Annotated in this window: 18 protein-coding genes and 3 tRNA genes; 10 read left to right on the forward strand and 11 right to left on the reverse strand. The window is 73.6% G+C overall.

Translation table 11 applies throughout. The annotated features are described in order from the left end of the window. Positions 1-51 precede the first annotated feature (51 nt). Both ACZ4TG_RS13160 and ACZ4TG_RS13165 read right to left on the reverse strand, forming a co-directional pair. Positions 52-1,974: an ABC transporter ATP-binding protein gene (locus tag ACZ4TG_RS13160; protein WP_468162039.1), complete on the reverse strand. Its 1,923-nt coding sequence runs from the start codon at positions 1,972-1,974 to the stop codon at positions 52-54. Further along, positions 1,971-3,704 carry an ABC transporter ATP-binding protein gene (locus tag ACZ4TG_RS13165; protein ID WP_468162040.1) on the reverse strand — a complete coding sequence of 578 codons (1,734 nt, stop codon included), beginning with the start codon at positions 3,702-3,704 and terminating at the stop codon, positions 1,971-1,973. Before ACZ4TG_RS13165 ends, ACZ4TG_RS13160 begins: the two co-directional genes overlap by 4 nt. Before the next feature lie 233 nt (positions 3,705-3,937). On the opposite strand from ACZ4TG_RS13165, the gene ACZ4TG_RS13170 reads away from it, so the two are divergent. Beyond that, a complete protein-coding gene (locus ACZ4TG_RS13170; protein ID WP_468162041.1) occupies positions 3,938-4,303 on the forward strand; it encodes a hypothetical protein in 366 nt (121 codons plus the stop codon). A 26-nt stretch (positions 4,304-4,329) separates the two neighbouring features. Here the strand turns inward: ACZ4TG_RS13170 and ACZ4TG_RS13175 are convergent, their stop codons facing one another. Next, entirely contained in the window at positions 4,330-5,778 is a 1,449-nt protein-coding gene (locus tag ACZ4TG_RS13175; protein ID WP_468162043.1) for an FGGY family carbohydrate kinase, read from the reverse strand. A gap of 85 nt (positions 5,779-5,863) precedes the next feature. Continuing rightward, positions 5,864-6,169, reverse strand: a complete 306-nt coding sequence (locus ACZ4TG_RS13180; RefSeq protein WP_468162044.1) for a YtxH domain-containing protein — start codon at positions 6,167-6,169, stop codon at positions 5,864-5,866. A 145-nt stretch (positions 6,170-6,314) separates the two neighbouring features. Between ACZ4TG_RS13180 and ACZ4TG_RS13185 the strand changes: the two genes are divergently transcribed. The 3 genes from ACZ4TG_RS13185 (at position 6,315) to ACZ4TG_RS13195 (ending at position 6,721) form a co-directional block, all read left to right on the forward strand. Continuing rightward, positions 6,315-6,387, forward strand: a tRNA-Asn gene (locus ACZ4TG_RS13185). A gap of 5 nt (positions 6,388-6,392) precedes the next feature. Next, positions 6,393-6,465, forward strand: a tRNA-Asn gene (locus ACZ4TG_RS13190). A 182-nt stretch (positions 6,466-6,647) separates the two neighbouring features. Next, positions 6,648-6,721 (forward strand) — tRNA-Ile (locus ACZ4TG_RS13195). Between the two features lie 71 nt (positions 6,722-6,792). Here ACZ4TG_RS13195 and ACZ4TG_RS13200 read toward each other — a convergent pair. Then, positions 6,793-7,902, reverse strand: coding sequence for a carboxylate-amine ligase (locus ACZ4TG_RS13200; RefSeq protein WP_468162045.1), 1,110 nt, complete (start codon positions 7,900-7,902; stop codon positions 6,793-6,795). A gap of 289 nt (positions 7,903-8,191) precedes the next feature. On the opposite strand from ACZ4TG_RS13200, the gene ACZ4TG_RS13205 reads away from it, so the two are divergent. Next, positions 8,192-9,454 carry an MFS transporter gene (locus ACZ4TG_RS13205; protein ID WP_468162046.1) on the forward strand — a complete coding sequence of 421 codons (1,263 nt, stop codon included), beginning with the start codon at positions 8,192-8,194 and terminating at the stop codon, positions 9,452-9,454. Between the two features lie 46 nt (positions 9,455-9,500). Here ACZ4TG_RS13205 and ACZ4TG_RS13210 read toward each other — a convergent pair whose 3' ends face one another. Beyond that, complete coding sequence (locus tag ACZ4TG_RS13210; RefSeq protein WP_468162047.1) at positions 9,501-9,872, reverse strand: cupin domain-containing protein; 372 nt, start codon at positions 9,870-9,872, stop codon at positions 9,501-9,503. 48 nt (positions 9,873-9,920) lie between these two features. Between ACZ4TG_RS13210 and ACZ4TG_RS13215 the strand changes: the two genes are divergently transcribed. After that, complete coding sequence (locus ACZ4TG_RS13215; RefSeq protein ID WP_468162048.1) at positions 9,921-10,751, forward strand: AraC family transcriptional regulator; 831 nt, start codon at positions 9,921-9,923, stop codon at positions 10,749-10,751. Between the two features lie 19 nt (positions 10,752-10,770). Further along, positions 10,771-11,583: an esterase-like activity of phytase family protein gene (locus tag ACZ4TG_RS13220; protein WP_468162049.1), complete on the forward strand. Its 813-nt coding sequence runs from the start codon at positions 10,771-10,773 to the stop codon at positions 11,581-11,583. A gap of 38 nt (positions 11,584-11,621) precedes the next feature. Here ACZ4TG_RS13220 and ACZ4TG_RS13225 read toward each other — a convergent pair whose 3' ends face one another. Together ACZ4TG_RS13225 and ACZ4TG_RS13230 are read right to left on the reverse strand one after the other, a co-directional pair. Further along, on the reverse strand, positions 11,622-12,983 hold the full coding sequence (locus ACZ4TG_RS13225; RefSeq protein ID WP_468162050.1) for a carboxyl transferase domain-containing protein: 1,362 nt from the start codon (positions 12,981-12,983) through the stop codon (positions 11,622-11,624). A gap of 425 nt (positions 12,984-13,408) precedes the next feature. Continuing rightward, complete coding sequence (locus ACZ4TG_RS13230; protein ID WP_468162051.1) at positions 13,409-14,461, reverse strand: hypothetical protein; 1,053 nt, start codon at positions 14,459-14,461, stop codon at positions 13,409-13,411. A gap of 70 nt (positions 14,462-14,531) precedes the next feature. Here ACZ4TG_RS13230 and ACZ4TG_RS13235 point away from each other — a divergent pair, with 70 nt between their 5' ends. Beyond that, complete coding sequence (locus ACZ4TG_RS13235; RefSeq protein ID WP_468162052.1) at positions 14,532-14,972, forward strand: Lrp/AsnC family transcriptional regulator; 441 nt, start codon at positions 14,532-14,534, stop codon at positions 14,970-14,972. A 12-nt stretch (positions 14,973-14,984) separates the two neighbouring features. Here the strand turns inward: ACZ4TG_RS13235 and ACZ4TG_RS13240 are convergent, their stop codons facing one another. Beyond that, entirely contained in the window at positions 14,985-16,562 is a 1,578-nt protein-coding gene (locus ACZ4TG_RS13240; RefSeq protein WP_468162053.1) for a sensor histidine kinase, read from the reverse strand. After that, complete coding sequence (locus ACZ4TG_RS13245) at positions 16,559-17,596, reverse strand: rod shape-determining protein (protein WP_468162054.1); 1,038 nt, start codon at positions 17,594-17,596, stop codon at positions 16,559-16,561. Before ACZ4TG_RS13245 ends, ACZ4TG_RS13240 begins: the two co-directional genes overlap by 4 nt. Before the next feature lie 221 nt (positions 17,597-17,817). Here ACZ4TG_RS13245 and ACZ4TG_RS13250 point away from each other — a divergent pair, with 221 nt between their 5' ends. Then, the gene (locus ACZ4TG_RS13250) at positions 17,818-18,519 is read left to right on the forward strand and encodes an esterase/lipase family protein (protein ID WP_468162055.1); all 702 of its coding nucleotides are present in this window, start codon (positions 17,818-17,820) and stop codon (positions 18,517-18,519) included. A gap of 12 nt (positions 18,520-18,531) precedes the next feature. Here ACZ4TG_RS13250 and ACZ4TG_RS13255 read toward each other — a convergent pair whose 3' ends face one another. Further along, complete coding sequence (locus ACZ4TG_RS13255; RefSeq protein ID WP_468162056.1) at positions 18,532-19,116, reverse strand: hypothetical protein; 585 nt, start codon at positions 19,114-19,116, stop codon at positions 18,532-18,534. 78 nt (positions 19,117-19,194) lie between these two features. Between ACZ4TG_RS13255 and ACZ4TG_RS13260 the strand changes: the two genes are divergently transcribed. Then, a complete protein-coding gene (locus ACZ4TG_RS13260) occupies positions 19,195-20,217 on the forward strand; it encodes an SCO2400 family protein (protein ID WP_468162057.1) in 1,023 nt (340 codons plus the stop codon). Positions 20,218-20,231 lie beyond the last annotated feature (14 nt).

Consider the following 20,231-nt stretch of genomic DNA (forward strand, 5'->3'; position numbering starts at 1 on the left):
CCGTACGAGGGCACCCCTGAGACGAACCGCGACCCGCGGGCGCGCCGGCCGTCAGTCGACCTCGGCCACCGCCTGCGCGAACTGCGCCGCGTACAGCCGCGCGTACGCGCCGCCCGACTCCAGCAACTCCTCGTGCGTGCCCTGCTCCACGATCGAGCCGCTCTCCATCACCAGGATCACGTCCGCGTCGCGGATCGTGGACAGCCGGTGCGCGATCACGAAGGACGTACGGCCGTGCGCGAGGCGCGCCATCGCCTTCTGGATCAGCACCTCGGTACGGGTGTCGACCGAGCTCGTCGCCTCGTCGAGGACCAGGATCACCGGATCCGACAGGAACGCCCGGGCGATGGTGATCAGCTGCTTCTCACCCGCGCTGACGCCCGCGCCCTCGTCGTCCAGCACGGTGTCGTAGCCGTCCGGCAGCGTGCGGACGAACCGGTCCGCGTGCGCGGCCCGCGCCGCCTCCTCGATCTCGGCGCGCGTCACCTCGCGCGAAGCGCCGTACGCGATGTTCTCCGCGATGGTGCCGCCGAACAGCCAGGTGTCCTGGAGCACCATGCCGATCGAACCGCGCAGTTCCTCGCGGGTCATCTTCGCGATGTCCACGCCGTCCAGGGCGATCTCCCCGCCCGTGACCTCGTAGAACCGCATCAGCAGGTTGACCAGGGTGGTCTTGCCGGCGCCCGTCGGGCCCACGATCGCGACCGTGTGACCGGGCTCCACCGTCAGCGACAGGTTCTCGATCAGCGGCTTGTCCGGCTCGTAGCGGAAGGCCACCTTGTCCAGGGTGACCTGGCCCCGCAGCTCCTCGGGACGCTCCGGAACCTCGGCGTCCGCCTCCTGCTCCTCGGCGTCGAGCAGCTCGTACACCCGCTCCGCCGAGGCGACACCGGACTGCACCAGGTTCGCCATCGACGCGACCTGCGTCAGCGGCATCGAGAACTGGCGCGAGTACTGGATGAAGGCCTGCACGTCACCGATCGACAGGGTGCCCGAGGCCACCCGCAGACCGCCGACGACCGCTATCAGCACGTAGTTGATGTTCGAGATGAAGAACATCACCGGCTGCATGATGCCGCTGACCAGCTGCGCCTTGAACGAGGCCCTGTACAGCGCCTCGTTCTGCTCGGCGAAGACCGCGGCCGACTCCCGCTGCCGCCCGAAGACCTTGACCAGGTTGTGCCCCGAGTACATCTCCTCGATGTGCGCGTTGAGCGTGCCCGTCGTCTTCCACTGCGCCACGAACTGCGGCTGCGACTTCTTGCCGATCTTCGCCGCGACGAAGATCGACACCGGTACGGTCACCAGCGCGACCAGCGCCAGCAACGGCGAGATCCAGAACATCATCGCCAGCACGCCGACGATCGTCAGCAGCGAGTTCAGCAGCTGGCCCATCGTCTGCTGGAGAGTCTGCCCGATGTTGTCGATGTCGTTCGTCGCCCGGCTCAGCACCTCGCCGCGCTTCTGCTGGTCGAAGTACGACAGCGGCAGCCGCGACAGCTTCGCCTGGAGCTCCTCGCGCATCCGGTAGACGGTGCCGTTCATGACGTGGTTCGACAGCCGCGTGGCGACCAGCATCAGCAGGCCGGCGAGCGTGAAGACCACCAGCGCCCAGATCGCCACGACCCCGACGGCGCCGAAGTCGATGCCCTCGCCCGGGGTGAAGTCGGTGCCGGCCAGCATGTCCGCCATGCCGTCCTGGCCCTTGGCGCGCAGCCCGTCCAGCGCCTGCTGCTTCGTGATCCCGGCCGGCATCTGCCGGCCGACGATCCCCGCGAACACCAGGTCGGTGGCATGGCCCAGGATCTTCGGGCCGACCACCGTGAACGCGACGCTGCCGATGACGGCGACGACCATGCCCCACAGCTTGACCCGGTCCTGCGCGAGCTGTCCCAGCAGCCGCTTGCCCGATCCCTTGAAGTCCATGGACCGCTGGGCCGGCCCCATCATCATCCGTCCTCCGGGCCCGCTCATGCGGCCTCCGCCTCCGTCAGCTGGGAGAGCACGATCTCCCGGTAGGTCTCATTGCCGGCCATCAGTTCGTGATGGCGTCCCTCACCGACCACCTGGCCCTCGTCGAGGACGATGATCCGGTCGGCGTCGCGGATCGTGGACACCCGCTGGGCGACGATGACCACGGTCGCGTTCTCCGTCTCGCGGGAGAGCGCCGCGCGCAGCGCCGCGTCCGTCGCGTAGTCCAGGGCCGAGAAGGAGTCGTCGAACAGGTAGATCTCCGGGCGCTGCACGAGCGTGCGGGCGATCGCCAGACGCTGCCGCTGGCCGCCGGAGACGTTCGTTCCGCCCTGGGAGATGGGGGCGTCGAGCCCGCCTTGCAGCTCGGACACGAAGCCCTTGGCCTGGGCCACTTCCAGCGCCTGCCACAGCTCTTCGTCGGTGGCGTCCGGGCGTCCGTAGCGCAGGTTGGAGGCCACGGTCCCGGAGAACAGGTACGGCTTCTGCGGCACCATGCCGACCGTCTTCGCCAGCAGCTCCGGGTCGAGCCGGCGAACGTCCTCCCCGTCGACCAGCACCTCGCCGCCGGTCGCGTCAAACAGCCGCGGGACCAGGCCCAGCAGCGTCGACTTGCCGCTGCCGGTGGAGCCGATCACCGCGGTGGTCTCGCCGGGCCGGGCCACCAGGTCCACCCCGCGCAGCACCGGCGCCTCGGCGCCCGGGTAGCGGAAGTCGGCGCCGCGCAGCTCCAGCTGCCCGTGCCGGGCGAGCTCGCGCACCGGGTCGGCGGGCGGGACCACGCTGGAGTCGGTGTCCAGGACCTCCTGGATGCGCTCGGCGCACACCTCGGCGCGGGGCACCATCATGAACATGAAGGTGGCCATCATGACGGACATGACGATCTGCATCAGGTAGGCCAGGAAGGCCGTCAGCTGGCCGATCTCCATGCCGCCGCTGTCCACGCGCATCGCGCCGAACCAGATGACGGCGACGCTGGAGATGTTCACGACGACGATGACCACGGGGAACATCAGCGCGAGCAGCTTGCCGGAGGCCAGCGAGACCGCCGTGAGGTCGGCGTTCGCCTCCCGGAAGCGCTCCTTCTCGTACGTGTCGCGGACGAAGGCGCGGATCACCCGGTTTCCGGTGATCTGCTCGCGCAGCACCCGGTTCACGATGTCCAGCCGGGTCTGCATCTGCCGGAACAGCGGCCGCGTCCTGAAGACGATCGCGCCGACCGACAGGCCGAGGACGGGGACGACGGCGAGGAGCACGCCGGACAGCTTCACGTCGAGCGAGAGCGCCATGGCGATGCCGCCGACGCACATGATCGGCGCCGAGACCATCAGCGTGAAGGTCATCAGCACCAGCATCTGGACCTGCTGGACGTCGTTCGTCGTACGGGTGATCAGGGACGGCGCGCCGAACTGTCCGAGCTCGCGCGCGGAGAAGCTCTGCACCCGGTCGAAGACGGCGGCGCGGACGTCCCGGCCGAGCGCCGCCGCGGTACGGGCGCCGTAGTAGACGGCTCCGATGTTGCAGGCGAGCTGGACGAGCGAGACACCGAGCATCAGCGCGCCGAAGCGCAGGATGTAGCCGGTGTCACCGTTGACGACACCGTTGTCGATGATGTCCGCGTTGAGCGTGGGCAGGTAGAGGCTCGCACTGGTCTGCAGCAGTTGCAGCAGGACCAGGAGGGCGATGGGTTTCCGGTACGGACCCAGGTGGGTCCGCATGAGTCGTATGAGCACGCGCAGGCTCCGGTCGGCAAGATCGAGGGGGTTCAGTCCATATTGGGCCAACCGGAGGCCCGATCCCCAACGCTTTTCGCAAAGCCCGGTCAAAAGGAGTAGGCGTCCGCGGGCGATGCGCCCAGGTCCCTCAGGTCTCGCAGATCGACCGGCCCCGGGGGAGACTGGGAGGAGGGGCGGGGGCCGGGCGGGGAACTCTCGGGACAGCCGGACCGATCGGCCGTGGAGGAACCATGACGGCGACGACGCGCGACCAGACTCCCGTAGCCGTCCAGGGCGAGGGCGTGGAACTGCGCCTGAAGGAGCTCGGCGGAGACCTGTCGGTCGCCTTCATGCGGCTCGCCAAGGGCGTCGACATGAGCCCGGCGCTCCAGGGGCTGCCGGATGACCTCTGCCAGTGCCCGCACTGGGGCTACCTGCTCAAGGGCAAGCTCAGGATGCACACCAAGGACGGGCCCAGGGACTACTCGGCCGGCGATGCCTTCTACTGGGCGCCCGGCCACGCCCCGGAAGCCCTGGAGGACGTCGAATACGTCGACTTCTCCCCCACGAAGGACTTCCAGGTGGTGATCGACCACGTGACCTCGCAGCCGGGCTGAAGCCCGCCGCGGAGTCCGGGCGCCGGCTAGAACGCCCCGGGGTGGATCTGCTCCCGCGTCGCGACGTACTGCTGGCGCACCGCCTGCCAGGCCGCGAAGTCCTCGCCCGGCTCGAACACCTGGGCCGCGGGACCCGGCCACACCGGCGGGGTGTGCGGGGCGAGGGTGCCCTGGGCCACCCCGAGCGCCCACGCCGCCTGCCGTGCCGCGCCCAGCGCCGCGTAGTCGGCCGGCGCCGGGACCACGATCTGCGTCCCGAACAGGCCCGGCGCCGCCGCCTGCACGGCGGGCAGCTCGGCCGCCGCGCCCAGCAGGAACACCCGGCGGATCTCGACCCCCCGCAGGCGCAGCACGTCCAGCGCGTCGGCCAGCCCGCACAGCATCCCCTCGAAGGACGCCCGCGCCAGGTGCTCGGGCTTCATCGAGTCCCGCCGCAGGCCCGTCAGGGTCCCGGCGGTGTGCGGCAGGTTCGGCGTGCGCTCGCCCTCCAGGTACGGCAGGAGCACGAGGCCGTGCGCACCCGGAGTCGACTTCAGCGCGAGCGCGCTCAGCCCGTCCAGGTCGGTGCCCAGCAGCTCGGCGGTGCCGCGCAGGGCCCGTACGGCGTTGGAGGTGTTGACCACCGGCAGGTGCATGCCGCTGGCGTCGGCGAGCGAGGTGATCAGGCCGCCGGGGTCCGACAGCGCCTGGTGGTGCACGGCCATCACCGAGCCGGAGGCGCCCAGCGACACCACCGCGTCGCCCGGGCCCAGCCCCAGCCCGAGGGCGGCGGCCATGGTCTCGCCGGTGCCGGCGGATATCAGCAGCCCCTCGGGGGTGGTCCCGGCGGCGTCGGCCGGGCCGAGCACCTCCGGCAGCAGCGCCTGGTGCCCGAGCGCCAGCTCGACCAGGTCGGGGCGGTAGGAGCCGGTGGCCGCCGACCAGTAGCCGGTACCGGAGGCGCCGCCCCGGTCGGTGGTGCGGCGGGCGGGCCGGCCGAGCAACTGCCAGACGAGCCAGTCGTGGGCGGACATGAGCACGCCCACCCGGCGTGCCGCCTCCGGCTCGGTACGGGCCAGCCAGGCGAGCTTCGCGAGCGGCTGCGCGGAGTGCGGGACGGAGCCCACGGCCTCGACCCAGCCCTGACGGCCGCCGAGCGCCTCGATCAGGTCCGCCGCGGCGACCTGCCCGCGCTTGTCGTTGCCGACCAGGGCCGGACGTACGAGCCCGCCCTGTGCGTCCAGCGGCAGCAGCCCGTGCTGCTGCGCGGAGACGCCGATGGCCTGGACCCCTTCGAGGAGCCCGCCGCCGGCGGCCTCGCCGAGCGAGAGCAGCCACGCCTGCGGGTCGGTCTCGTGGGGGTGCGTGCCGCCGGGTTCACCCGCTGGCTGCGGATGGGGCGCGTAGCCCTGGCGCAGCACGGCGCCCGTGTCGGTGTCGCAGACGACGATGCGAGTGAAGGCGGAAGAGCTGTCCAGCCCGGCGACTATCCCCATGCGGAGAATTCTGCCGCACCGCAGGACGGGATCGGCCGCGGAGGAGGCCCCCGTACCGCGGGGTGACGGAGGCCTCCCCCTGGTCTCAGGTGTTGCTCGTGCCCCAGTCGTCCTCGCCGCCGCCCGCGCCGCCCCGGCCGCGCAGGGTGCGCACCCGCTCGGTGAAGGAGTCCGGCACGGCCTCGCCGACCTTGTCGCTCACCGCGGCGAAGGCCTTGCCCGCGTACTGGCGGCCGGTCTGCCCGGCCGTCTCGGCGGCGTTGCGCACCACCGGGTTCTGCGCGATCTCCCGCGCGGACTTCTTCAGCTGCTCGTACCGCTCCCGCCCGGCCCGCGTTCCGAGTACGTATCCGAGGGCCAGTCCGACCACGAACGTGACCTTGTACCGCATGCCTGCCACCCTTCGTCGTGTGGTGCCCGGCCGGCTGGCGATACCGATTGGCGGAGCACCCCCCTGCTTGCGCTAATCTATGACTCGCAACGGGCGCTCGCCCCCCGGCAAGGCCGGAGGTGGGCTGTTCGGTGCAACGCAGCAATCCCCTGTAGCTCAATTGGCAGAGCAGCCGGCTGTTAACCGGCAGGTTACTGGTTCGAGTCCAGTCGGGGGAGCGCGATCCCCTGTAGCTCAATTGGCAGAGCAGCCGGCTGTTAACCGGCAGGTTACTGGTTCGAGTCCAGTCGGGGGAGCACGGAAGAAGAGGACCCCGGGTGGGTCCTCTTTTTTTGCCCTGATTCTGGAACCGGGCAGCACTCGGCGCGGTCTCTCTGAACAGGCGAAGCCGATCATGCGAGGCATCCGAGGCAGGAGATCGTATGAGCGGCTATGCTGCGGCAGACGGCGCGCACACATGTACGCGCCACGCCGTAAAGGGGCGGTAGCTCAGCCGGTTAGAGCAGCGGACTCATAATCCGTCGGCCGTGGGTTCGAGTCCCACCCGCCCCACTGCGAGCCGCAGGCGAAGAATCGTTCTCGCCTGCGGCTTCTGCGTTTCCCGGGGGTTCCGGGGCGGTGGGTCAGACGTTCTCCGTTTCGTCCGCCACGTGGCGCAGTACGTCCATCAGGTCCTGGCGGCGGGCGAAGGCCGCGCGTTGGCGGTGGGCGCCCGAGCCGTCGCGGAGCAGGCCCGCGAGGGTTTTGGCCGCGTGGTCGAGGTCGCCCGCGGCGGCCAGTTCCGGGGCGACCAGGTCGAGCAGGGCTTCCGCCAGGTCGGCCGCCGGGAGTTCGGCGCCCGAGTACGGGTCGAGGCCGAAGCCCTCCAGGCCGTCGTGGGCCGCCCGCCAGCGTGCGAGGCGCAGTACGTCGTCGCGTACGAGCGGGTCGGGGCGGTGTTCGGCGATCTCGCGCAGGGCCGTGGCCACGAGGGCGCGGGCCAGTTCGGCCTGGAGGATGGCCGTGTCGATGTCCGAGGACATGTCCGGCGCCCGGATCTCGAGCGTGGGCCAGTTCCCGGACGGGCGCAGGTCCCAGTAGACCATCTTGGTGTCGAGGGCAGCCCCGGAGCCGAGCAGGGTCTGCACCGAGCGCCGGAAGTGGGCCGTGGAGGTGAAGTGCGGGGGCAGGCCCGCCGAGGGCCAGCCCGACCAGGCCATCGCGCGCCAGCTGGAGTGGCCGGTGTCACGGCCGCCCCAGAAGGGCGAGTTGGCCGCCAGCGCGATCAGCGTGGGCAGCCATGGTCTGACCCGGTTGGAGACCGCCACGGCCGTGTCCACGTCGAGGGTGCCGATGTGGATGTGGCGCCCGCAGCTGACCAGGGTGTCGGTCAGGGCGCCGAAGCGGCGGTGCTGCTCGCGCTGGCGGGGTTCGTCGTCGGTCAGGTGCAGCGGCCCCTCCACGGCCACGATCGGCGAGGGGGCCGCCAGCAGCCGGCAGCCGTGCGCGCGGGCCGCCGCCGCGAGGGTGCGCCGCAGGGCGGCCAGCTCCGCGCGCAGGGTGACCGCCGAGTCGGCTATGGGGGTGGAGATCTCCACCTGGTAGCGGGTGCCCTCGGGGTGCAGCTGGTGCGGGAGACCGGCGGCGGTGGCGAGGACGCGCGGGGCGGCGGGGACCACCCGGAAGGTGCGGGCGTCGACGAGCAGGAACTCCTCCTCGACCCCGACCGTGAGGGGGGCCGTACCGCCACTCATGATGCGCAGGCTGCTGCTGTGGTCACTGGTGCCGGTGTGACTGGTGCTCGTGGTGCTGTTGCCAGGTTCGATCACTACGCCTCCCTGGACATACGAGTCTTTTCATCATGAGCTGAACGGGAGGCGAGGAGGGTACGCCGATTCGGTCAAATGTCCGGTGATAGTGGCGGGTTAGCGGCAAGACCGGCCTCGGGCCGGGGCGCCCGTTCCGGGTGGGGCGGCTGTTGCGGGGGTGTGAACAGGGGGAAAAGGACGGGAGCCGTCGCCGGGGCGGTGGTTATCATCCGCTGTGACTGGTACGACCTCCCCCCTCCGGCCCCGGCGGCGCATATTCGCCGATCTGACGCCCCTGCGCACCTCACCGGACTACCGGCGGCTGTGGGTCGGCGGCACCATCTCCTGGATGGGCCAGGCGATGACCGCCCTCGCCATATCCCTCCAGGTCTACGAGATAACCGGCTCCAGCTTCTCGGTCGGGCTGGTCGGGCTCTTCTCCCTCGTACCGCTCGTCGTCTTCGGCCTGTACGGCGGCGCCATCGCGGACACCGTGGACCGGCGCAAGCTCGGCCTCTACAGCTCCATCGGACTCGCCGCCCTGTCGATCGCGCTGGCGGGCGCCGCGCTGCTCGACTACCACCGGGTCTGGCTGCTGTACTCCGTCGTCGCGCTCCAGGCCGTCGGCGGGGCGCTGACCGGGCCCGCGCGCTCGGCCATGATCCCGAGGCTGCTGCCGGCGGAGCAACTGCCCGCCGCCAACGCGCTGAACTCCGTCACGATGACCTCCGGCACGATGATCGGCCCCGTGCTGGGGGGATTCGCCGTCGGCTGGTGGGGCTACCAGGCCGCCTACCTCGTCGACGCGCTCACCTTCTGCGCCGCCCTCTACGCGATGTGGCGGCTGCCGTCCATGAAGCCCGACCGGGCGGCGGGGGTCCGGGGGCGGGCCTCGGTCATGGACGGGCTGCGCTTCCTCGGGACCCGGCCCAACATCCGGATGACCTTCTTCTCGGACATGGCCGCCATGGTGCTGGCCCACCCCCGCGCGCTGTTCCCGGCGATCGCCCTGCTCTGGTACGGCGGCGACGCCAAGACGGTCGGCATGCTCGCGGCGGCGCCCGCCGTCGGGGCGCTGCTGGGCGGGCTGTTCTCGGGCTGGCAGGGGCGGATCCGGCGGCACGGGCTGGCGATCCTGTTCTCCGTCGCCGCCTGGGGGCTGGCCGTCGCGGTCTTCGGTCTGACCCGGAACCTGTGGCTCGGGCTGTTCTTCCTCGCCGCCGCCGGCTGGTCCGACACCATCTCCATGGTGTTCCGCTCCACGATGATGCAGGCCGCCACGCCCGACGAGATGCGCGGCCGGCTCCAGGGCGTCTTCATCGTGGTCGTCGCGGGCGGGCCCCGGCTCGGGGACTTCCTCGCCGGGACCGTCGCCGACCTCACCTCCCCGGCCGTGGCGATCACGGGCGGGGGGCTGGCCTGCGTGCTCGTGGTCGGGCTGCTCGCCGCGCGGTGGCGCGGGTTCGCCCGGTACGACGCGCGGTCGCCGCAGGCCTGACGCGGCGGCCGGACCCCCGTCCCGGCCGCCGCGTCGCCGGTCCGGCTCAGGCGTCCAGCGGCTCGCGGGTGCGGGGGCCCGGGTTGTCGCCGGTGTTGGTGGTGCCGGTCGGCTCGAACAGCAGGATCGCCGCCTCCTCGGCCGCCTCGGGGCAGTGCTCGACCCCGCGCGGGACCACGTACAGCTCACCGGGACCGAGGACCACGTCCCCGTCGCGGAGACGGATCGTCAGGGTGCCGCTGACGACCAGGAACAGCTCGTCGGTGTCCTCGTGGGAGTGCCAGACGAACTCGCCCTGGAGCTTGGCGGCCTTGACCTCGTAGTCGTTGAACCGGGCGATCCGGTGCGGGGCCCACCGCTCGGTGAAACCGGCCAGCTTCTCGGCGATGTTGACCTTCTGTGCCGTTGTAGTCGTCATGCCGCCAGGCTGCCGGGTCCGCGCCGGAGGGTCTTGTACGTTCCTGACATGGCCGCGATACGTCCGTCCAGCACCGTCTCCGCCTGGCAGCCGCCGGTCCGCGGCATCGCCGAGGTCTTCCACGCCCGGTTCACGGAGCACGCCTACCCGGCCCATGTCCACGACACCTGGGCCCTGATGATCCTCGACGGCGGGCGCGTGGACTTCGCCCTCGACCGGGAGCGGCACGGCGTCGGGGTGTCGGACTCGGTGATCCTGCTGCCGCCCGGGGTGGTGCACGACGGCCGGACCGTCACCGAGGCCGGGTTCCGCAAGCGGGTGCTGTACCTGGACACCTCCGTGCTGCCGGAGGCGCTCACCGGGGCCGCCGTGGACACCCCGCTCCTGCGCGATCCCGCGCTGCGGACGCGCGTGCACGGGCTGCACCTGGCGCTGGGGGAGCGGGATCCCTTCGAGGCCCAGTCACGGCTGGCCTTCGTGGGGGAACGGCTGCGCGCCCGGCTGGCGGCGCGCGGCGGGCAGTTGGAGCCGTACGGGGACGGGGGCGGCGCGGGGACCGCCGTACGACTGCGCGAGCTGCTCGACGCGCGGGTGGGCGAGGGGATCACCCTGGAGGAGGCGTCCGCCCTGCTGGGGCACGTACACCCCACGCAGCTGATCCGGAGCTTCCGCCGGGCGTACGGGCTCCCGCCGCACGCCTATCTGACGGGGCGCCGGGTGGCGCGGGCGCGGAGCCTGCTGCTGGCGGGGATGCGGCCGGCCGAGGCCGCGGCGGCGGCGGGGTTCTACGACCAGGCCCATCTGACGCGGCACTTCGGGCGGCACGTCGGGACCAGTCCGGCGCGGTTCGCCCGGTCAGGGGGTTCCGGCCTGGTGTGAAGGGGAGTTGGCGGGTTCGTTGCCTTCGTGTTTCGGACTCCCTCGACAAGACCACGATCGACGCAAGCCGGTCGCAGGCCTGTCCGGGCTCTCGGTCGACCGGCACGGCAAGGTCGCCGCGATCTCCGACAAGTCGGCGCTGTACACGCTGGACGTGGGCCGCGGGAACACCCCCGAGGCCACCGCCACCGCGCGGCTGCCGCTCACCGACGGCGCCGGGAAGATCCTCGACTCGGAGGGGGTCGTCGTCGACCGGGACGGCAGCTACCTGGTCACCGACGAGTCCGCCCCCGCGATCCGGCGGTACGGCCGGGACGGCCGGCTGCTGGGCACCCTGCCGGTCCCGGCCGCCTTCCGGCTCGCCCCCGAAGGCCGCGCGAGCGCCAACCAGACCTTCGAGTCGCTGACCCTGCTGCCCGGCGGGCACACGCTGGTGGCGGGCGTGGAGGGCGCGCCGACGCGCGACGGCCGGCTGATCGTGCTGGAGCGGGGCTTCACGCAGCAGTTCGCCATCACCGTACGGCTGTACGTGGCCGACCCGCTGGGAGCGACGGACACCTCGGCGGTGGACGCGCTGGCCGCCGGACCGAAGCTGCGGACCGCCCGCAAGACGCTGCTCGCGGACTTCGACGACTGCCCGACGCTGGGCGCGCCGTCGAAGCTGCCGCAGAACCACCCGCTGGTGGACAACGTCGAGGGGATGGTGGCGACGGACCACGACGGGTCGGGCCGGGTGCGGCTGCTGCTGGTCAGCGACGACAACGAGCTGCCGCAGCAGGTCACCCGGCTGTACAACGTGGACGTACGGCTCCCGGCCCGCAGCCGGCGCTAGGCCCTCTTTTCGGACCCCGGCCGGCTTCGGGCCCGCCGTCAGGCCTCGGCCGAGACCACCCCGCGGGCCACGCCCAGGGCCACCAGGTCCTGGGGGCGGATGCGGAGCTGGTCCGCCGTGGCCGGGGCCTCGGCGGCGGGGCGCTTGAGGATCGCCGCCGCCAGTTCCGGGGCGATCACCGAGAAGTAGCTGTCCGGGGTCACCCAGGTGTTCCCCGGCGCGGCCAGCGCGAGGGCGCCGCCCGAGCCGCCCTCGCCGATCAGCAGGGTGGTCACCGGGACCGTGGCCGCCGCGACCGCCGCGAAGGTGTCCGCGATGGCCGCGCCGGCGCCCGCGTGTTCGGCGGCGGCGTCGTTGGCGGCTCCCGGGGTGTCGACCAGGGTCAGCACCGGGATTCCGAGCCGGTCCGCGAGGCGGATGACGCGGGCGGCCGTACGGTAGCCCGCCGGGCGGGTGGCGGTGCCGCACTGGGCGGCGTACGCGACGGCCCGGCCCCCGCGCAGCCCGAACCCGCACAGCATCCCGGGGTCCGTGCCGCCCGCCCGGTCCCCGGAGAGGGGCAGGCGCAGGCCGAAGTACGCGTCGAGGTACGCCTGCGCGCGCGGGCGGTCCGGGTGCCGGGCCTGCCGTACCGCGTCCCAGCCCGTCGCCGGCGGGGCGCCGTCGCGTACGCCGCCCAGCGCGGCCGGGGGCTCCACGGGCAAGGCCCTCGCCGTGCGGGGCGCGGCCAGCAGGCGCAGCCAGTCCGTCAGGGTCCCGGCGAGCTCCGCGGGGGGCACGAGCGCGTCGACGTGCCCGGCCGCGTACTGCCCCTCGGCGGTGTAGGCCCCCGGGTCGGCGTCGGCCGGTCGCACCCGGGACCCGGCGAAGCCGACCTGCGCCCCCGGGAGGGCGAGCACGACGTCCGCCCCCGCCCCGAGGGTGGCCCAGCCGCCGCCGGTGGTCGGGTCGCGCAGGACCGCGATCTGCGGGAGGCGGGCGGCGCGGGTCAGCACGGACTGGCGGGCCACGCGCTGGAGCTGGGTCAGCGCCAGCATGCCCTCCTGCATCCGGGACCCGCCGGTGGCGATGAGGGACACCAGGGGCAGGCGGCGATCACGAGCGTGGCTGTACGCGGCTTCGAGCCGGTCTCCGGTGCGCTCGCCCAGCGAACCCCCGAGGAAGCCGAACTCGAAGGAGATCACGGTGGCTTCGTGACCGCCGATGAGGGCGGTGCCGGTGACCACGGACTCCTGCTCGCCGGTCCGCTGCGCGGCGCGGGCGCGGGAGGCGTCGTAGCCGTCCCAGCCGATGGGGCCGTTGGCCGGGGACTCCCTTGGCGGGGCCGGGAGTTCGGCGAAGCTGCCGGGGTCGGTGATGGAGGCGATGGCCGCGCGGGCCGAGAGGCGGGTCGTCGTCACGGGCTCACCCTAGGGGGTGACCTGACCGGAGCGGGCCCGGGCGGAGGTCGCCCGAGCCGGGCTCGACCGGCCCCGTCCGCGCTCCGCGTGCCGCCGCCGGTGACCCGCGCCCCGGGTGGGCGGGGCGTACCCCGGCCGTCCCTTCCGGATCGGGCCGGCCGGGCCAGGGGCGCCCCCGGGCGTGCGCCGCTCTCGTGCGGCCGTCCGGCCTACGCCGCTGCCACGTCCGCGCCACGTCCGCGGAGCGGCCGCCGCGGGCGCCCCCTTTCCTGCGCCGGCTGGGCCACCGCGACACGGCGGCCCCAGCGTTCGAGGCGGCGCCGACGGTCAGTCGCGCACGCCGTCCCCGCCCGCCGACGTCCGGCCCGACCGCAGCAGCGCTCGCTGGTCTGGTGGTTCGCCGGGCGGGTCCTACCGGACGGGTCCTAGGGGAGCGGGAAGGCGATCTTCACGGCGTAGGCGGCGACCAGGCCATAGCCGAGGCGGAAGGTCCAGGCGCGGGTGGCGGGGGAGATCTTGGTCCCGGCGAAGGAGCCGATCACGACGAGCAGTTGCTGCCAGAGGAGGGAGGCGAGGGCGACACCGGTGAGGAAGGCCGCTCCGGCGGGACCGGTGCGCAGGCCCGCGCCCTGGGCGGTGGTCAGGGCGGTGAAGTAGAGCGCGGTGGTGGGGTTCACGGCGGTGAGGGCGACGTACCGGCCGAAGGCCTTGACCGGCCGGGGGCCCGTCGCCGCGCCGACCGCGCCGTCGGCCGACCGGGGGGCGGGGCCCGCGGGGCTCGGCGCCGCCCCGCCCTTGCGCCACCGACCGGCCACCCCCCGGGCGGCCGGCTCCGCCCGGTCCGGCGCCGCGAACGCCGCGGCCGGAGGCGGGCCGGCACTCCACCCCGCCTCCGGCCCGTCGCCCCGCGGCTCCGGGTCCGGGTGGCCGGGGCCTGGCCCTGTGCCCTGCGGGCCGGGTGCCGCTGGGTCCGCGGCCGGCGCCGGACCTGGGCCTCGGCCCGGACCTGGACCCGAACCCGGAACCGCACCTGGACCTGGACCCGGACCTGGACCCGGGCCCGGGCCCGGACCCGGACCCGGACCCGGACCCGGCCCCGGACCCGGCCCCGGGCCTGGCCCCGGCCCCGGGCCTGGCCCCGGCCCCGGCCCCGGACCCGGCGCCGGCCGCGGGGCCAGAGCACGGGGCGGTCCGGTGGGTCGGAGGCCGTGTGCGGCGATGGCCAGCAGGATCAGGGCCGAGAGCAGCCGGACCCAGGCCTCGACCGGGGCGACGTACGAGGCCACCCACGGGCCGAGGGCCGTGGCCAGGGCCGCATAGCCGAGGTCGACCACGGCGATCCCCGCCGCCGCGGCCATCGCCGTGCGGCGGTGCCGCATCGCCTCCTGGAGCAGCAGTACGCTCATCGCACCCATCGGCATCGCCACGCCCAGGCCCGCCACCACTCCCGACACGGCCGGAGTCATCAGTTCGCTCATGCGGCCGAGGGTGGTCCGGGCGCCTCCGCACACGGCCGCGAATAACGGCCCGCACTGCGAGAATCGCGGTATGGACCGCCTCGACAGGGAAATCCTCGGCATCCTGCAGCAGGATGCGCGGATCTCGTACCGCGACCTGGGCGCCCGCGTCGGCCTCAGCGCCAACGCCACCGCCGACCGGGTGCGCCGGATGCGCAGGGACGGGGTGATCCTCGGGTTCACCGTCGTCGTCGACCCGGCCGCCGACACCAGGGGCGGGCTCGTCGTCTTCATCGACCTCACGCTGCGGCAGGACGTCACCAACGAGGACTTCGAGCAGCGGGTCGCCAAGCTCCCCGGGATCACCGAGGTCGTGCACGTCACCGGGGAGTACGACTACCTCGTACGGGCCCGGGCCGTCGACGCGGCGGCCCTCGACGCACTGCTGCGCCGCCTCAAGCGGGAGGCCGGGGTGGCCCAGTCCAGCACCCGGATCGCCCTGCGCGCCGCCACCCGACCCGGCCAGCCGTGATGCCGCGAGCGCTCAGAGCGGCGCCTCCCACGTCAGCGTCGTGCCCCGGGTGTCCGTCTCCGTGCGGCCGTCGTCGGAGACCGTCAGGCGGACCCGGGTCGGGACGGCGTCCACCTCGACCTCGATCGCGCTGACCTCCGCCCGGCGGTGGGCCGCGGCCAGGGCTCCGCGCAGGGTGGCCAGCAGGTCGCCCACCACCGGCTCCGGGAGCAGGGCGTCCACCGCTCCGGCGAAGTGCACCGACGGCTGGAAGCCCAGCAGCACCGCCGCGCCGCCCGTCTCGCGCAGCACCCGGCCGCGGAAGGTGGTCGGGGCGTCGGTCGGGGGCTGCTGGAGGGCGAAGATGGCGGTGCGGACCTCCTGGATCGTTGAGTCCAGTTCGTCCACGGCCCGGCCGAGCTCGTCCCCGACGGTGTCCCCGGCGGTGTCACCGGCGGTGGCCGCCGCCGAGCGCTTCTTGGTGCTCTCCAGCATCATCTCCGTCGCGAACAGCCGCTGGACCACCAGGTCGTGCAGGTCGCGGGCGATCCGGTCGCGGTCCTCGTACACGGCCAGCTGCTCGCGGTCGTGCTGCGCGTCCGCCAGTACGAGTGCCAGCGCGGCCTGGGAGGCGAACTGCGAGGCCAGCAGCCGGTCCACCGCGTCGTACGGCCGCCCGCCCCGGCCGCGCGGCAGGGCCAGGGTTCCGATCAGCTGGCCGCCGCTCTGGAGCGGGAGCATCATGCTGGGGCCGAAACGTTCCCGCACGTGTGTGGTCATCCGGGGATCCGTCGCGGAGTCCTCGATGAAGACCGGCTCGCCGCCGAGGAGTTGTTCCAGGACCGCCGACCCGGGGGCGATGGTGGTGCCGACCAGGTCCCCGGGGTCCCCCTGGGTGGAGGCGGCCACGATCTCCATGCCACCCTCGGCGGTGGGCTGGAGGACCACCCCGGCCGTCGCGTCCGCCAGCAGCCGGGCCCGCTCCGCCACGCACTTCAGCGCGTCCGCCGCCGGACGCCCCGCCAGCAGGGTCGTGGTCACCGCGGCGGCGCCCTCGATCCAGCGCTCCCGGCGCCGCGCGGTCTCGTAGAGCCGGGCGTTGCCGATCGCTATCCCCGCCTGCGAGGCCAGGACGCGCATCAGCGCGAGGTCCTCGTCCGTGAAGGGGCCGCCGCCGTGCTTCTCGGTGAGGTAGAGGCTGCCGAAGACCTCCGTGTGCACCCGGATCGGTACGCCCAGGAAGCTGCGCATGGGCGGATGGCCGGGCGGGAAGCCGGCCGAGCGGGGGTCCCGGGTGAGGTCGTCCAGCATCAGCGGCCGGGGGTCGCTGATCAGTGCGCCGAGCACCCCGGAGCGGCCGTCGGGCAGCCGGGGGATCGCGGTCCGTTCGGCCTCGGTCATCCCGGCCGTGTACAGCTCGGTCAGCCGGACGCGCTCGGGGTCGACGACCCCGAGCGCTCCGTACCGCGCCGCGCACAGCTCGGCGGCGGATTCCACGATGTGCTGGAGGGTGGCCCGCAGCTCCAGTTCGGAGCCGACGGACAGCACGGCCTCCAGCAGGGCCGGCAGGGTGGACGGTTCGTCCGCGGCCTCCTTGGGGTCCAGCGTCATTCGGCCAGCGGGTTGAGAACCATGGGGGCGATCTTTCCTTCGAGCATCGCGCCGAGACCCAGCACGGCGCAGATGTCCGGCCGTTCCGCGATGGCGACGGGCATTCCGGTCGCGTCCCGCAGCATCTGGTCCAGGCCCGGCAGCAGGGCGCTGCCGCCCACCATCATGATCCCCCGGTCCGTCAGGTCCGCGACCAGGTCCGGCGGGCAGTCCCGCAGCACCTTGCCGATGCCGTCGAGCACGGCGGTCAGCGGGGTGTGGATGGCGTCCCGGACGGCCGCGGTGTCCACGTGGACGGAGCGGGCCAGGCCGGTGGCCACGTCCCGGCCGTGGATCAGGGTGGAGGCCGGGCCCTCGGCGGTGATGCCGTTGCCGTGCAGGGCCAGCTGGAGCGGGCGGACGGCCTGGCTCGGCAGCATGAGCTCGTGCGCGTGCCGCAGGTGCTGGACCACCGCATGGTCGATGGCCTCGCCGCCGACCGGGATCCGCTCGGCCGTGACGATCGAGCCGAGGGAGAGCACGGCGACCTGGGTGGCCGCCGCCCCGCACACCATGATCATCGTCGCGGTCGGCTGCTCCACGGGCAGGCCGCAGCCGACGGCCGCCGCGATCAGGGTGTCGACGAGTTCGACACGCCGGGCGCCGAGTCCGACCAGCGTCTCCACCGTGGCGCGCTGCGCCAGCGGATCCGCGTCGTGGGGGGTGCAGGCGGCGGCCCGCAGGCGGGGCTTGCGGCGCAGGGCGCGCCGCAGCTTCTCGCCGAGGAGGTGACGCAGCATCCGCTGGGCCATCTCGATGTCGACGACGGTCCCGCCGGACACGGGGCGCACGACGCGGATGTAGTCGGGCGTGCGGCCGGTCATCCGCTCGGCGAAGGTCCCTACGGCGATGAGTGCACCGGTGCGGGTGTTCACCGCGGCGACGCTGGGCTCGTCGACGACGAGGCCGGCGCCCTTCACGAAGACGCGGGTCCTGGCCGCCCCCAGGTCGACGGCGACGTGGCAGCGGCGCAACTGCTCAAGGCTGACGGTCACGGCAGATCCTCCCGAGAGCGCTGACGCAAGAAGACCGGCGGCTGCCGATCACAAATCACATCTTCTCGGGTAAATGGCCCACCCCGCCCGTTGGAATGCTCCGGGCGGGGTGTGCCGGATGGGTCGAGAGGTGCTGCACGGGGGTGGATTTCTGTACCGACAGGCAGCACGATGCGCGCACTGTCCGCGCTACTCGCGCGTAACAAGGTAAAGGGGACCCGATGCTGACGCCCCGCCAGCGACTGCTGGCCCTTCTGACGCTCTGCCTGGCCCTCCTCGCGCCCTTTCCGGCCCAGGCGGCCGAACGGGCCGCGCCCCGGCAGGGTGCCGCCCGCAATCCGGTGGTCCTCGTGCACGGTTACAACGCCGACCCGGGCGTCTGGGGGTCGCTCCGCGAGGACCTGCGCGCCGAGGGGTACGCGGACGCCGAGCTCTTCTCCTGGGGTTACGACACCCACCTGTCCGTCAACGAGGCCCTCGCCGGGCAGCTCGGCGCGTACGTCGACCAGGTCCGCGCGCGGACCGGCGCCGCCCGGGTCGACATCGTGGCGCACTCCTTCGGATCCCTCGTCAGCCGCTGGTACGTCAAATACGGCGGCGGCGCGGCGGCCGTGGACCACTGGGTCTCGCTGGCCGGCCCCAACCACGGCACCTCCACCGCCTGGGCGTGCGCCCTGTGGGACCAGGCCTGCCGCGACATGACGCCCGGCTCGTACGTGGTGAAGAACCTGGCCTCCGGCGACGAGACCCCGGGCGCCGTCAAGTACGCCACCTTCTGGTCCGCGTGCGACGAGGTCATCAACCCCGACGGCAGCGTCCCGCTGGCCGGGGCCGTCAACACCCCGGTCGGCTGCCTGAAGCACAACGACCTGCTCGGGGACGACCCCACCTCGGCGGGCGTACGGTCCTTCCTGGCCTCGTAGCCCCCGGGTACCTCAGGCCTCGCCCGGGCGGACCTCCTGGAGCAGCCCGTACGTGAACTCCGCGACGTACGGCGCCCCCGACGCGGTGAACGCCAGCCGCCACCGCGTCGGGGCGGTCCCCTCCATCGGCCGCACCGGGGCGAAGGCCCGCGCCACCTCGTCCACCGTCGCGGACCAGGGCAGCAGGTCCTGCGCCGTCTCCAGTACGGGCCCCCGCGCACCCGGGGCGCGGACCAGCCACTCGTTCCACACCGCCCCGTCCGGCCCGGCCAGCACCTCGAAGCGCAGGTCGGGCCAGAGCGGCACCGGCCACAGCAGGGCCTCGCACTCCAGGTCGCCGATCTTCCGGCGCCCGGCGGACTCGGCCGGGCCCAGCACCGACCGGTAGCGGGCCAGGGCGCCCCGGGAGCGGGGCGAGCGGACCATGGCCTGCCAGCGCTTGTTCGCCGCCCGCTGCTCCGCGAGCGAGGCGCCGAGGCGCAGCCGGGCCTGCTCGGCGAGGTCCGGCCGGAAGTCCGCCATCCTGCGCAGCAGCACCAGCTGGAAGGCGGCCGGGCCGAAGGCTCCCGGGGCGGCCGGACCTTGGTTCAGCGTCATGGGGGACACGATTCCACACAGGATCCTTACGTTCCCGGGATCCGGATGTTGCCCGTGACCACGTAACCTGCGGGCGCTATGAACTATTGCCCTGCCTGCCGGAGGCACCTGAACGGCGCGCTCGCGTGCGCCGGGTGCGGAACCCCGGCCGAGTACCTGATACCCGCCGCGCCGACCGCCCCTGCCCCGGCCGAGTACGGGCAGCAGGGCCAGGCGCAGCCCGGTCACGCCCAGCCCGGTTTCGCCCAGGGCGACTACGCCCAGGCCGGTACCGGCCAGCCCGGCCATGCGCAGTCCGGCTACGAGCGGCCCGGCCATGAGCAGCCCGGCCAACCGCAGTCCGGCTATGAGCGGCCCGGCTACGAGCAGCCCGGCCACGCGCAGTCCGAGTACGGCCAGCCCGGCCAGGCGCAGTCCGCGTACGCGCAGCCCGCCTACGGTCGCCCCGGCCAGGGCGCGCCCGGCCAGGGCCGCTCCGACTACGCGCGCCCCGAGCCGCAGGAGCCCGAGCCCGAGGCCTCCGACGCGTACGCCGACTCGCTGGTCCTGCTGTCCGGGCCGCCCGACAGCCGGCCCGGCGCGCGCCGCCGCTCCACCCACCGCAGGCGCCGCCGGACCCTGCTCGCCATCGGGCTCGGGCTGGTGCTCGCCACCGGCGGGTCGGTGGCGCTGGCCCGCATGGTGGGCGACGGCGAGCGCACCGACCGGGCGTCCAAGGTCGTGCTGACCGACGACGCGGGACCGCAGCAGCCGGTGCCGGCTCCGGCCCTGCCGAGCACCGGTGTGCCCTCGGGGGCGCCGGGCGGGAAGGGCGCCGGGACGGCGAAGGCCACCGCGGGCGCCACGAAGACGGCCGGGCCCAGCGGGTCCCCGAGCGGGTCTGCGGAGCCGGGGCCGCAGGAGAGCGCCTCCGCCCCGGGGAAGCCGGGGCCGTCGCAGACCGGGGCCGGGCCGGGGCCGTCCGTAAAGCCGACGACCTCCGGGCAGCCGTCGCCGAGCGGTTCCGGCACGGCGAAGCCCCCGCCGCCGCCCGCGCCCGTTCCGACGCCGACGCCGACGAAGCCGCCCAAGCCGGACTGCGTGCTCTGGATCTTCTGCTGACGGGTTCGGGCGGT

This window comes from Streptomyces sp. NPDC028314 (genome assembly GCF_055565795.1).